Genomic DNA, 13,775 nt, shown 5'->3' on the forward strand with positions numbered 1-13,775 from the left:
CGCCCGTGTGGAAAGCGACTACGCGGAAGGTTCAATGGGTGAGCGTCACGGGAGCGATCCGGAGCGCGGGGCGGTCGACGAGGCCGCCGCGGCGGACAAACCGCCGTCGTCGACGCGCGGAGACGATGTGGCGCCCACGAGCAGCCGGCGCTGGTTCGAGCGCCGTTCGTCCGAGCGATACGACGTGACCTGGTCGGTGGACTGCGAGACCGAGGAGACCTTCCTCTACGCCGCGATCACGAACATCTCGGAGCTCGGCATCTTCGTGCGGACGACGGAGCCCCTCCCCGTCGGCACGAGCCTCACGCTCCGGTTTGCCTCGCCGAACAGCGGCGAGCCGTTCGTGCTCGAGGGTTCGGTGCAGTGGGTCAACGTGGTTCGTCCGCTGCACGACAACCCGAACCCCGGGATGGGCGTGCGCTTCGTGCGCATCACGGCCGCCGAACGCGAGCGGCTCGTCGAGACGATCCGCACGATCGCCTACCTCCGCGAGAACGCCGGACCCGTGTCGAACTGAACACCCCTCTCCCGCGCGGGAGAGGGGCTGGGCGTGAGGGAGTCTTACAGCCCGACCGGCAACGGGAAGCGGCGCACGTAGACGCCGAAGTGGTTCGGGCTGTCGTCCTGCCAGCCGATGGCGACGAACCCGCTGCCTCCGATCGCCACGGCGGGGAGGCTGCGGCTGCCGATCGTGCCCTCGGGGTCTCTGATGTTCGCGAGGAACGCGTCGTTCTGGCCGGTGACGCTGTTGTACCCGAAGCCCGACGTGCCGCCGATGAAGCGCGCGCCGATCGTGCCCCCCTCGTCCTCCCAGACCACCGTGAAGAAGCCGAGGCCCGCGGCCACCTTGGGCCTCTGCTGCAGGCCTTCGGTCGTGGTGTTCGCGGGCTTCTGATCCTCGGTGCCGGGGACGCGGCCCCCGTCCTTGTCGTACCGCTGGAAGAACACGTCGCCGCCCGCGTGCCAGACGACGATGAAGCGGCCGTCGGGCAACATCGCCACGTCGGGCTGATCTTGCAGGCCCGTCGTCGCGTCGTTCACGAGCGTGGGCGTGCCGAGCTCGCCGCTCGGCGAGACCGTCACCATGAAGATGCCGTCGCCGTCGCCGTTGCCCGCGCCCTGGTAGACGACCACCCAGCCATCCTTGTCGCCGGCGACGCGCGGCGCGATGCCGTCGGTCGCGATCGGGAGCTCGTTCATCGGCGGCTCGAGCTCGCCGCTCCTCGTCCAGATGCGACCGAAGATGCCCGTGCCGCGGTTCCACACGACGAGCGCGGCGTCGTCGGGCCCGCCCGCGACGTCGGGCCGGATCGACACGTCGCCGACCGTCGTGCTCACCCTTTGCGGAAGCGCATCCGCGCAGCCCCACTCGTTCTGCGCGCTCAGGTAGATGTGGTAGTTGTTCGTCCCGAGCTCGTCGCTCGCGTAGACGATGGCCAAGCGATCCAGGCCGACGGCCGCGAGCGCGGGATCCCGCTGGACGAGCGCGGGGCCCGACTGGGTCAGGTTCGTGCAGCGCGCGGGGATCTGGAGCTGCTGCGAGAGCAGGAAGGGGTCCTCGATCGGGTAGAGATCCGCGGCGAGGAAGCGCAGCAGGACGTCGCCTCCGCCGACGCCCGTGGTGCTCATGTACGCGGTGCGCAGCGCGTTTGTCGTCGCCTGCGCGCCGGGGGCGAACTCCATCGCGAGCTGCGTCTTCGTGCCCGGCCCGTCGTTGTAGAGCTCGGGCTTCACCACGTTGTCCACGGAGAGCAGGATCTCCTGCGCCGTGCAGTCGCACCGACAGACCGCGTCGGGCTTGATGCCGCCGCAGGTCTCGGCGGGGCTTCCGTCACACGCGAGCGCCGCCGCGGGGCCGAGATCGCACTGCTCGCCGGTGCCGAGCGCGCCGTCGTTGCAACACGCGGGCGGGGTGATCCGCTGGACCTTGATGGTGATCTCGAGCGGGTCCTGATCGACCTTCTCCACGACGCAGCCCTCGGCGAGGACGCCGGCGCTGCCCTCGGCCGTGATCGCGAAGATCTTCTCGGCGCCGTCGCGGTCGAGCTCGATCTCCTTGCACCAGGCGACGCCCTCGCCGCAGCCGTTTTTCTGCAGCTCGAAGGTCTGCACGGCGTCGCCCGTGGGGGCGTTCTCGACGTGGCCCGTGGCGGACGTGCACGTCGCGTTGCCCTTGTCGAAGACGCGCAAGGTGACGCGCGTCGCCGTGTCGAGGAGCCCGAGGGGCGCCTTCATGACGAGGCCCAGGGAGGCGACGGGCGCCTCGGCACAAGCGCCCACGGCGATGGCCACGGGCAAGGCGGGGACGAGGCCAAGAAGGAGGCGTGATCGACGACGCATGGCCCGAGTCTACCGGGCCGCGGGTCGGTCTCGAAAGGGCTCAGTACCCGGTGGCCTTGTCCGGGGCCGGCGCGGGTTGATACGAGCGTTTCGGCGCGGCGTGCACGCTCCCGCCCGGCCCGCCGCCCGGCGCGGCGCGCGCCTTCTGGGCGTCGGCCTCCATCGCGTCCGCCGCGGCGGGTTTGCCGGCAGGCGCGCTGCCGGCCACCTTCGAGGTCGCGGTCGGCGCCGGCGCCGCAGACCCGGCGCGGTTCGCGAGGGCGCCGCCCGTGTTCGTCTGCGCCGCTGCGTCGCTCTCCTTCAGCGCCTCCTCGGCGCGCGCCTTGTAACCATCGCTCTGCTTGAGCGCCGAATAGAGCTCCCTCGCGCGATCCGTGTTGCCGAGGCTCCGCTGGCACTGCGCCGCTTCCCACATCGCGTCCGCGGCCTGGGGCGTGCCCGGGAAACGCGCGCCGACGTCGTCGTACAGGCCCAGCGCCGCGTCGCAGCCGGATCCGTCGCGCGTCGCGCGCGCCGCGGCGAGCGCTTTCACGGCGCCGTCCGTGTCCTTCGTCGTGTCCTTGTCGGCCGCGTCGTCCTTGCCCTTCTTCGCGCCCTCCGAGGCTTCGGCGAGCGCGGCCATCGGCGCGGGCGCTGCGGCCATCGGCGGGGGCGGGGCCGCGGCCTGCGAGAGATCGACCTCGTCGGGCGCCGGCACGCCGCGCTCGGTCACGCGCACCGGCGTGATCCCCACGGTGCCGGGTTTGGCGCGGAGCAAGAGCAGGCTCGAGCCGATCACCAGGAAAAAGAGCGCGGCCATCGCGAGCTGCGGCCTCATCGCGTGGCTGCCTGCCCAGGCGAGCGCGCGCAGTGCCTTGCGGTGCCAGGGCGTCGTGCGTTGCGCGTCGGTCACGGCCGCGAGGATGCGATCTTCGAGGCCGGGGCTCGGCTCGTCGAGCGGGAGCATCGCGACCTCGCGCGTCGCGCGGAGCCCGTTCCAAGCCTCGCCGCAGCGCGCGCAGGACTCCACGTGACGGCGGAGCGCCGCGTACGTGAGCTCGTCGAGCTCCTCGTAGAGCGCATCCATCACGACCTGGTCGAACTTCTGGCAATCCATGGGAGCACCTTGCCCGGCGTTATCGCAGGGCTCGAGCGTAGTCCTCGTACTCGGCGAGCGCTTCCTGCAAGCGCTCGAGGGCGTAACGCATCCTGCTCTTGACAGTATTCTCCGGCACCCCGGTGATCTCGGCGATGTCCTTGAACGGCACGTTGCCGAGCTCCCGCAGGAGAAAGACCTCGCGTTGCTCGGGGGGCAGCCGCTCGACGGCGTGGGTGATCCGAACGCCGAGCTCGGCGCCGATCGCGACCCTCTCGACCGAGGCGGTGGGGTGCGCGTCGGCCGTGCGCTCGGCGAGCGTCGGGCCCTCCTCGCCGTTTCCCGTGCTCGTGGCCTGATCCAGCGACGGGTGCCGCCGGAGCGCGGCTTTCCGCAGGTGGTCGATGCACACGTTCCGGGCGATGGTGTACGCCCACGTGGAGAAGCGGGCCTCGTGCTTGAAGTCGGCCGCGTTCTGCACGATCTTGACGAACACGTCCTGCACCAGATCCTCGGCGATCTGCGGCATGCGGACCTGGCGGAGGATGAAGTTGTAGACGTTCGTCTTGTGTCGGCGGACGAGACCGGCGAACGCCGCTCGATCACCACCCTGGAACCGCATCATCAGGACCTCGTCGGTCACCTCCTCGCGTGAGATGCTCGCCATCGTCACCTCCTCGTTTCCCGCGCGTCTGCCGGTGCGGGAGCGGGCGAAGCGAGGTCGTGACGCCGGTCCTTGGGACGCGCGACGGAGTCCGAAGTTCTGATCGGAGGGGGGCGTCGCTGCACGACGCCACCTTACCGGATCGGGACACGAGCGGAGCCGCGAAGTTTGGGTGGGCCGGGTCCTCGGAAAGACCTCGCGCCAGGGCGGATACCGAGCGCCAGCAAATTCACGCCACGTCACGTCCCGGGTCCGCGCCGGGTCCTCGGTTGCATCGGCGCGCCCCCGGAAAGTACACTGCCCACAAGCCGGCAAGCATGGCCGGGCGACAGCGTGTCCTTCCGCCTTGCTTGGCTGATGGGGTTGGTCTTCATGCGATTCTTCCCGAAGACGCTCGCCGTGACGATCGCGGCAACTTGGCTGCTCGCGGCGCCGGCCGGGGCCCAGGCGCCCACGGCGCCGCCGCCGTCGATGGCCCCGGGCGCGCCCCGCGCCGTACCGTCGGGCCAAACCCCACCACCCGCCGCGCCCACGCAGCCGGGCATGCAGCCGCCGCCGATGCAGCAGCCGCCGGTGCAGCAGCAGCAGCCGATGCAGCCGGGCATGCAGCCTCAGCCTCCGACGCAGCCCGGCATGCAACCCGCGCCGCCGCCGGCCGTCCCCGGCGCGCAGCCGGCCCCCGGGGCGCAGCCCGCGCCGCCGCCTGGCATGGATGGCCAGACGTACGCCGTACGCCTGCGTGATCTCGAGCAACGCATCGACGAGCTCAAGGAGCAGATCCGCCGCAGCCACACGCGGCTCTCGTTGCTCAGCGACACGATCCTCTCGAGCGGCGGCGCCGGCTCCCGCGCGAACCTCAAGTACACGAACGAGCTCTCGGGCGCCTTCAAGATCACGCGGCTGCTCGTCGTGCTCGACGGCGCGGTCCAGTACAACAAGACCGATCAGACGGGCGCGATCGCCGAGGCCGGCGAGATCCCCATCTTCAACGGCTCGATCCCGCCGGGGGATCACACGGTGCAGGTCCTCGTGAACCTGCAGGGCAACGGCTTCGGCGTCTTCTCGTACATGCGCGGCTACAGGCTCGAGGTCCGCTCGAACCACTCGTTCACCGCGCTCGAGGGCAAGACGATGACGCTGCAGATCGTCTCGTTCGAGAAGGGCGGCGTGACCACGCCGATCGAGGAGCGCCCCGCGGTGCGGTTCGTCGAGAAGGTCACGCAAGGGCTCTCGGATCCGAACGCGCCCGCGGGCGCGCCGGGGCCGCAGGGCGTCGCCAAGTGAGCGAGCGCCGGAAGGGGCACGCATGAAGAGCACAGGCGGTTCCCGCGTGCGAAAGGCGCTCCTCGCGGGGCTCCTCTCGGCCGCTCTCGCCCTCGCGCCGGGCCTCGCCCACGCGCTCGACGCCGAGCAGGCGATCACGAGCGCGTCGCAGCAGATCGGCATCGCCGGAAACGGCCTGCGCGCGATCGAGGACGCGATCCAGAAGTCGAAGGGCCGCGAGCGCACGCCCGCGCAGCGTATCGCCGACGCCATGCTCCTCATGGGCTCGAGGGACTGGGAGCGCGCGGCCACGCTGCTGAACGAGATCCTCGAGAAGTACCCCGATCACCCCACGGCGTACCCCGACGCGCTCTCGCTGCTCGGCGAGACCTACTTCCAGTCGCGGCAGTACCTCTCGGCGCGCCGCGTCTACTTCAAGATCACCGATCGAAACCAGGAGCCGCGTTTCCTCTCGTACCAGAGCAAGGCGCTCGAGCGGCTCGTGGACATCGCGCTGCGGACGAAGGACTACCGGCACCTCGACGACGTCTTCGCGGCGATGAACCGCCTGCCGCCCGCGGCGATGACGAGCGGGATCTCGTACGCGCGGGGAAAAGGCCTCGTCGTGAAGAAGGACTGGGCCGGCGCGAAGGCGGCGCTCGGGGCGGTCGATCCGAAGAGCGCGTACGCGCATCAAGCGGGCTACCTGCTCGGCGTCGTGGCGATGAAGGAGGCGACGCCGCCGCCCGTCCCGCTCGCCGAGGGCGAGGTGCCGCCGCGGGCGCCGCGGAGCCGTTACGTCGCGGCGATCGAGCAGTTCCGCAAGGTCACGCAGCTCCCGCCGGATTCGAAGGATCACGAGCGGGTGATCGACATGGCCTGGCTCGCGATCGGGCGGCTCTTCTACGAGTCGGATCAGTGGGCGCAGGCCGTGGACGCGTACAACCACATCGATCGCGCCTCGCCGGAGTTCGGGACGATGCTCTACGAGCTCGGCTGGGTGTACGTCCGGCTCGGCGACGTCGAGCGCGCGCAGCGGGCCCTCGAGGTCCTCTCCGTCGCGGACCCGAACAGCCAGGACATCGCCGACGGCTCGCTCCTGCGCGCCGACCTGATGTTACGCGCGGGCCAGTTCGAAAAATCGCTCAAGGTCTACGAGGGCGTGCGCGCGAACTACGATCCGATGCGGGCGCGCGTGGACGCCTTCCTCGGCGCGACGAGTGATCCGGCGGTCTATTACGACAAACTCAGCGAGGAGCAGCTCGACGTCCTCGACGCGAGCTCGGGCCTGCCGACGCTCGCGATCCAGTGGGCGCGCGAGGCGGAGGACGGCCCGGCCGCGTTCGCCGTGATCGAGGGCATCTCGCAGTGCCGCACGCTCATCCAGCAGTCGAACGACGTCATCGAGAAGCTGAACGCGGTGATCTCCTCGACGAACCGCGTCCGCGCGTTCCCCGAGCTCAAGGCGGGCGAGGAGAAGGCGCTCGGGCTCATCAACCGCGTGGGCATCGCGCGGCTCGCGCTCGGACAGGGCATGGACGAGGTCGAGTCGTCGGCGCTCTCCGGCGAGATCGGGCAGGTGCGCGCGCGGCGTCGCTCGCTCGAGAAGCGGCTCGGCATCATCCCCGTCAACGACGCGGATTTCCAGGAGCGCGAGGGGCAGGCGCTGCGGCAGTGGAACGGCGCGTCGCAGGCCGTGCAGCGGATGACGCTCGAGGTGGACTCGCTCCAGGCGCAGGTGAACGGCCTGCGTCGCATGATTCGCGAGGCGCCGCAGGTGGGCGTCGTGCGGGATCCGGCGTCCGTCGCGCGGTTCGAGCAGGAGCTCGCCGCGCACGAGCGTGATCTCGCGGCGTACCGCAAGCAGATCGCGAACCTGCGCAAGTGGGTGGGCGCGGGCAAGATGCAGGTCGGCTTCGGGGATCAGCGCTTCATCGAGGACGGGCAGGTGCGGCAGGCCTACCGCGAGGCGATCGTGCGGGAGGTCCAGCTCGCGATGGCGGGGCAGGGGGGCGCGGAGCTCGCGACGTACGCGAGGCGCATCGCGCCGCTCCTGCAGAAAGGCGACGAGACGGACGCGAAGGTCTTCGCCGCGCTGAGTGATCTCGAGCGGGAGGTCGCGCGGCGGACGACGGACGTGCGGGCGATCCTGGCGCGCGAGACGGCCGCCGTGGTCGGCTACGAGGTCGAGCTCGAGCGGCTGGACAAGGAGGCGCGCGGGGTCGTGGGCGAGGTGGCCATGCGGAACTTCGGCCTCGTGCGAGATCGGCTGCGGAGCATCGTCTTGCGGGCCGACGTGGGCATCACTGAAGAGGCGTGGGAGGTGCGCGAGGAGCAGATGACCCGCGTGCGGAGCCTGCGCGTCGAGCGCGCGCGCGAGGAGAGGCTCTTGCGCGAGGAGCTCGACGAGGTCCTCGACGACAGCGGCCCGACCGAGGCGGAGGGCAAATGAGCGTGCTTCGTCGATCCTCCTCGCGATCGGGGCGCGGCGCGTCGTCGATCCTCGCGCTCCTCGTGGCGACGTGCGTCGCGGGCAACGCCGCGTCGCAGCAGCCGCAGCCCGCTGCGCCTCAGCCCGCTGCGCCTCCTCCCGCTGCGCCTCCGACCGCGACTCCTCCCGCTGCTGCGCCTGCGACTGCGGCTCCGGTGACGTCCACGAGCGCGCCTCCCATCCCGCCGCCCACGCCTGCGTTCAAGCCGAAGGCGCACGCGCCACCGCCGCCGCCTCCCACGCCCGAGCAGATGGCGGTCCTCGCCGAGCTCGAGAAGGAGGCCGCGACGTACGAGAAGGCCGCGCGCGACTACCGCTCGTCGATCACGCGCATCATCCAGCAGCACTACGAGCAACGTCGCCTCCGCGTCATCGCCGCGCTCGACCGCGAGATCGACATCGAGCACCGGGACCTCAAGAAGGCGCGCGAGGAGGCGATCCGCCGCCTCGAGAAGTTCGTCGATACGTACAGCGGCCGGAACGCGCACCCCGAGAGCACGCCCACGGCGATGTTCCGCCTCGCGGCGCTCTACGAGGAGCGCGCCCGCGAAGACAGCGACCTGTCCGACGATCTCGCGATCGGCCTCCGGCCCGCGATCGCGCTCTACAAGCGCATCATCCGCGAGTTCCCGAGCTACAAGGAGCTCGCCGGCGTCTACTACTACCTCGGCCACGCCCTGAACGACTCGGCGCGGATCTTCGAGGCCCAGCAGGTCTTCCGGTCGCTCGTCTGCCACGACGGCTACCCGTACCCCGTTCCTACGGATCCGAAGGATCCGACGCGGGATCTGGTCGGCAAGCTCCCGCAGGATCACGATCGCGACTACTGGATTGCCTGGGAGTCGCGACACCCGATCCCCATCGGCGAGGCCACGAAGCGCAAGGCCGCGGAGCCGCCGAAGAAGGGCAAGCCCAGGGGCAAAGGCAAGGCGACCGAGCCCGAGCCGGAGGCGCCCGCGATCGAGGACGAGCTCGTCTTCGTCAACCCGTACCCGGATGGCTGCAAGCCCATCCCGCAGAAGGTCGTGGAGGGCGCGGAGCCGCGGTACCTCGCCGAGGTCTGGTGGCTCATCGGCGACTACCACTTCAACGAGGTCGATCCGGGCGGCGGTCCCTTCACCTTGAACCGCGCCGAGGTCGCGTACGCGCGATCGCTCCAGTACAAGAAGCCGCCCGTCTACGGCGTCGCGATGTACAAGCTCGCCTGGACGTACTTCAAGCAGCTCCGCTACGAGACGAGCGTCCGGCAGTTCGTGAAGCTGCTCGACTACACCGACGAGCAGGAGAAGCTCACGGGTGATCCGGGCACGGATTTCCGCGGCGAGGCGTACACGTACATGGCCGGCGCGCTCACGTTCCTCGACTTCACGGGGCCGGCCGCCGACGAGCCCTTCGTCCCGCGCAGCGACATCCTCGACCTCGAGCAGGACCCGCGGATCCGCGAGCAGAAGATGCGCATCGCGATCGACCGCGTGCAAAACGCCTCGCTGATCCCCCAGGATCGCAAGTGGACCGTGGACGTCTACAAGGCGCTCGCGGCCGAGTTCAAGGAGCTCAACCAGTACCGGAACACCGTCGAGGTCTCCGAGCTCATCCTCAAGAAGTGGCCCATGCACCGCGACGCGCCGGTCATGCAGGCGCAGATCGCGGACATCTACGACACGCTCGCCGGGCAGTCGCGCGAGGGCACGGCCGAGCGCGCCGAGAACTCGGCGAAGGCCCTCGAGGCGCGCACGAAGCTCGCGAACTACGTCGGCAAGACGCCGTGGGTCGAGGCGAACAAGGACGATCCGGAGGCCATCCAGACCGCCGAGCGCCTCGTGCGCGGTGGCCTCCGGCGCGCGGCGGCCGATCACACGAACAGGGGCAGCGCGCTCGTGAACGCCGCGATCCAGAGCGGCGAGCAGGAGACGCGCACGAAGCTCTTCGAGCGCGCGCTCTCGGAGTACCGCATGGCGGCGCTCGGCTGGCAGGGCGTGCTGCAGGAGGACGAGAACGCCCCCGACGCCTACGACAGCCGCTACTGGCTCGCCGACGCGAACCACATGGTCGTCGTGATCCAGGTGGCGATGGATCGCTCGCCGACGGCCGAGGAGATCGAGACCGCGCGGCGCACCGCCGTCGACGTACGCGACTCGAACGAGGACGACAAACACCTCCAGCCGGCGGCGTTCATGGTCGTCGACACCGCGTACCAGGCGCTGCTCGACCAGTACAAGCTGCACAAGCGCAGCGGCGGTCAGCAGGGGATCGAGCAACGCACGGGGCTCCAGATCGTCACGGAGAACGACAAGCCGAAGGTCGTCGCCGAGGAGCTGCCGAAGGTCGTCAAGGACGCGGTCGCGGCGCGCGACGAGTACATCCAGCGCGTGCCTCCGTCTGCGGATCTCTCGACGCGTGATCCGCAGACGAACCAGGACCAGAAGAACAGCGATCTCTACGCCTACCAGTCGGCCGAGTTCTTCTTCCTCTACGGCAACTTCGCCGAGGCGCGGCGCAGGCTCGAGCCGATCTACGCCGAGCAGTGCGGCAAGACGCCGTTCGGCTACCTCGCGTGGGAGAAGCTCACGACGATGGCGAACCTCGAGAACGACGTGCCGCGGTCCCGCGCGCTCGCCGAGGCCGCGATGACGAAGAGCTGCGCCGTGAGCGAGGAGCAGAAGCTCAAGGAGACGGACATCGCCCAGCCCACGATTTCGCGCGGCTACTACGTCGACGCCGCGGCGAAGTTCGAGAAGGCCGAGAAGATGCCCGACGGCCCCGAGCGCGTGCAGGCGTGGCGCGAGGCGGCGGCGCTCTACCGCGTGGCGCTGGAGAAGGCCCCGGCGCGGGACGAGGCGCCCGAGGCCGCGATGAACGGCGCGTACTGCTACAAGCAGGTCGGCGACTACGACCAGGCCATCGAGATGTACACGCTCTTCATCAAGGAGTACGGGAGCGAGGCGAACCTCTCGAAGCTGGAGAAGGGCGACGAGGCTGCGAAGCCGCCGAAGCCGGCGGATCCGAAGCGTTACGGCGAGCGCGTGAAGTACCTGAAGCAGGCCTACGACGCGCTCAGCGCCGCGTACGTCCTCTTCTTCAACTACCGCGCCGCGGCCGAGACGTACGACACGATCTCGCGCAACGTTCGCTTCGAGAAGCCCGCGCGGCGCGAGGCGGCCCGGGCTGCCGTGTTGCTCTACGCGAACGTCGGCGAGCGGGATCGGATGATCGCCTCGCGGAGCGCGTTCCTCGGCCTCGACGCCCCGATCGAGCAGAAGGTCGAGATCGACTACATCGTCGCGTCGGCCGACCTCAAGACCTGGGACGAGAAGGGCCTCGACGAGGGCGCGAACAAGGCCGCGCGGGTCAAGGCCATGGACGCGATGGAGGACTACTACGAGATGAACCGCCTCACGCCGGCGGCCACCCCGTACCTCGTGCAGGCGGCCTACCACGCATCGAAGATGCGCAAGGCGGGAAGCGATCCGAAGGCGTTCGAGTGGTGCCGCAACACCATCAGCGCCTTCGACAAGTTCAAGGCGTTCGCCGCCGTCGACGGCAAGAAGGCGCTCGGCACGGCGCAGGCCGACATGGCCGCCGAGTGCGCCTACGGCACCATCAACGACCGGCTGAAGCAGTCCTGGGACTACGAGACCGGCCACCACCGCTATGCAGGCGTCATCGACAAGGTCGTCAAGACGTTCGCCGACGAGCTCAAGAAGGCGGGTGACACGCACTTCAACGACCTGCAGTCCGTGATCAAGACGTACGAGTCGCGCGCCTTGTCCGTCGCGGCCTTCGCGCGCCAGGGATCGCTCTACGACGCGTGCCGCACGGGCCTCTACTACACCGCGCCTCCGGCTCTGAAGCTCTACAATGAAAAAGAGGAGCGGCTCATCAAGCTCGCCGAGACGAGCGACCGCGAGGATCTGCAAGAGGTCGCCGACGGTTATCGCCAGAGGCGCCGCGAGCAGTGGCGCGAGGCGCGCGAGCGGCTCCTCAACGACGCCGATCGCGTCATGATCAAGTTCTACGTGCAGGCCGTCGTCTACGCGCGGGCCTGGAACGTACGAAACCCGGAGGTCGACCACGCGATCCAGAGGCTCGCGTTCTTCACGGACATCCTCGGCGACGCGAAGATCCGCGACATGAGCCAGGGGATCATCGATCCCGAGACGGGGCAGCCGTTCCAGTACGCGGACGGCATGTTCCTGCGCACGCGGCCCGGCATGGCGCCCGCGCTCGAGCCCGACGGCCTGCCCGCCCCGCTCCCGGTGAGCCTGCCATGACGCGAGTCGTTCGTTTTCATCCGGCCCTCTTCGCGCTCACCTGCGCGCTCGTGCCGCTCGCCCTCGCCGCCTGCGAGGAGACGACCTCGCAGCAGAAGCCGCAGACGCCGCCGCAACCCTCGGCCGCGTATCCGTACCCCTACCCGAACGGGATGAACTCGTGGGGCCAGCCGATGGGTCAGCCCGCGCCGATCGTGGGCATGAGCCCGACGCCGAGCCTCCCGCAGAGCGCGCCGCCGCCCGTCACGGCCGTGCCGCCTGCCCCTCCGCCGCAGGCCCTCCCGCCTGCCGCGACCGGGCCGTATCAGCAAGGCATGGCCGCGTTCGCCGCGGGGGACCTCAGCGCCGCGAAGGGGCTCTTCCAGCAGGTCATCCAGGCCGACGCGCGCGCGCACCACGCTCACTACTCGCTCGGCGCCGTGCAGGAGCGCCTGCGCGAGCCCGAGGCTGCGTCGAGCTACCAGAAGGCCCTCTCCATCACGCCCGACTACGAGCCTGCGATCATCGCCTACGCGATGCTCCTCGCGCGGCAGGGCAAGCTCGGCGAGGCCGAGAAGCTCCTCACGGAGAAGCGCGCGATCATGCCGCGATCGGCCGCGGTCACGGCCACGCTCGCCGAGGTGAAGAGCCTGCAGAAGGACACCGGATCGGCGCAACGCCTCGCCCAGGAGGCGCTCAAGATCAACCCGGACTACCGGCCTGCGATGGTCGTGATCGCCCGCGACCACTACCGCAACCGCAGGCTCGATCTCGCCCTCTACGCGCTGCAGGCGATCCTCGACGGGTTCGGCGCGGACAACCCTCCACGCGACAAGGAGAACCCCGAGGCGCTCCTCTTGCGTGGCCTCATCCTGCGCGAGCAATCAGAGCGCGCCGGCGCCATGGACAACTTCCGCCGCGCCGTGCAGCGGAGGCCCGATCTCGTCGAGGCGCGCGTGCAGCTCGCCGCCATGCTCCTCGAGGCCGGCAACGGCCAGGACGCGCTCCCGCTCCTCGAGGGCGCGGTCAAGTTCGACAGCGACAACCTCCCCGCGCACCTCGCGCTTGGTGACACGTATCGCCTGCTCGGCCGTTATGGCGACGCGAAGCGCGAGTTCGAGTGGGTGCTCGCGCGGGACGCCTCGATGCCGCAGGTCCACTACGATCTCAGCCTGCTTTACCTCTTCGCGCCGAGCGTCCCTGGCATGACGGCCAAGCAGCAGGTCGCCGAGGCGATCAGCGAGCTCAAGAAGTACCAGGAGCTCCGCCGCAAGGGCGTACGTGACGACTCCGACGAGCTCCTCCAGCGCGCGAAGCTCAAGGAGGGCGAGCTCGCCGCCGCCGCCGCTGCCGCCGTCGAGGCCCCTGCGCCCGTGGCGACGCTCCCGAGCCCGCCCAGCGCCGAGGATGCCGGTGCTCCGGACGCCGCCGCGCCCGCGCCGAGCCCGCCGCCTGCGACGCCGCCGAGCACGCCGCCCACGACCTCCGCGGCCCCGCCGCCCGCGCCTGCGCCTTCGGACAGCTCCGCGGCGCCCGCGCCTCCACCCGCGCCTCCGCCCACGGACTCCGCCGCGCCGCCGCCCGCGCCCGCGCCTGCGCCTGCGCCCACGCCGACGAGCTCCATCGTCGTGCCCTTCTCCGCGCCGCCCCCGGGCCTCTAGGGACATGGACGGCGCGCGTCGGACGAGGCAT

Annotated in this window: 8 protein-coding genes; 5 read left to right on the top strand and 3 right to left on the bottom strand. The window is 70.3% G+C overall.

Translation table 11 applies throughout. The features are described from left to right. Window positions 1-34 precede the first annotated feature (34 nt). A complete protein-coding gene (locus GF068_RS14980) occupies window positions 35-517 on the top strand; it encodes a TIGR02266 family protein (RefSeq protein ID WP_170319498.1) in 483 nt (160 codons plus the stop codon). Between the two features lie 44 nt (window positions 518-561). On the opposite strand, the gene GF068_RS14985 is transcribed toward GF068_RS14980, so the two are convergent. Genes GF068_RS14985 through GF068_RS14995 form a run of 3 tightly spaced genes read right to left on the bottom strand, consistent with a single transcriptional unit; the run spans window position 562 to window position 4,082 of the window. Further along, entirely contained in the window at window positions 562-2,340 is a 1,779-nt protein-coding gene (locus tag GF068_RS14985) for a hypothetical protein (RefSeq protein ID WP_153820085.1), read from the bottom strand. A 40-nt stretch (window positions 2,341-2,380) separates the two neighbouring features. Beyond that, the gene (locus GF068_RS14990; RefSeq protein WP_153820086.1) at window positions 2,381-3,436 is read right to left on the bottom strand and encodes a zf-HC2 domain-containing protein; all 1,056 of its coding nucleotides are present in this window, start codon (window positions 3,434-3,436) and stop codon (window positions 2,381-2,383) included. 19 nt (window positions 3,437-3,455) lie between these two features. Further along, the gene (locus tag GF068_RS14995) at window positions 3,456-4,082 is read right to left on the bottom strand and encodes an RNA polymerase sigma factor (protein WP_153820087.1); all 627 of its coding nucleotides are present in this window, start codon (window positions 4,080-4,082) and stop codon (window positions 3,456-3,458) included. A gap of 369 nt (window positions 4,083-4,451) precedes the next feature. On the opposite strand from GF068_RS14995, the gene GF068_RS45060 reads away from it, so the two are divergent. From GF068_RS45060 to GF068_RS15015, 4 genes are read left to right on the top strand one after another with little or no spacing between them, the layout of a single operon-like run. Beyond that, complete coding sequence (locus tag GF068_RS45060; protein WP_240806924.1) at window positions 4,452-5,363, top strand: hypothetical protein; 912 nt, start codon at window positions 4,452-4,454, stop codon at window positions 5,361-5,363. A gap of 22 nt (window positions 5,364-5,385) precedes the next feature. Continuing rightward, complete coding sequence (locus tag GF068_RS15005) at window positions 5,386-7,794, top strand: tetratricopeptide repeat protein (RefSeq protein ID WP_153820088.1); 2,409 nt, start codon at window positions 5,386-5,388, stop codon at window positions 7,792-7,794. Further along, entirely contained in the window at window positions 7,791-12,104 is a 4,314-nt protein-coding gene (locus GF068_RS15010) for a tetratricopeptide repeat protein (protein ID WP_153820089.1), read from the top strand. The genes GF068_RS15005 and GF068_RS15010 overlap by 4 nt, the downstream gene beginning before the upstream one ends. After that, complete coding sequence (locus GF068_RS15015) at window positions 12,101-13,744, top strand: tetratricopeptide repeat protein (protein ID WP_153820090.1); 1,644 nt, start codon at window positions 12,101-12,103, stop codon at window positions 13,742-13,744. The genes GF068_RS15010 and GF068_RS15015 overlap by 4 nt, the downstream gene beginning before the upstream one ends. Window positions 13,745-13,775: the final 31 nt, after the last annotated feature.

This window comes from Polyangium spumosum (genome assembly GCF_009649845.1).
Taxonomy (GTDB): Bacteria; Myxococcota_A; Polyangia; order Polyangiales; family Polyangiaceae; genus Polyangium; species Polyangium spumosum.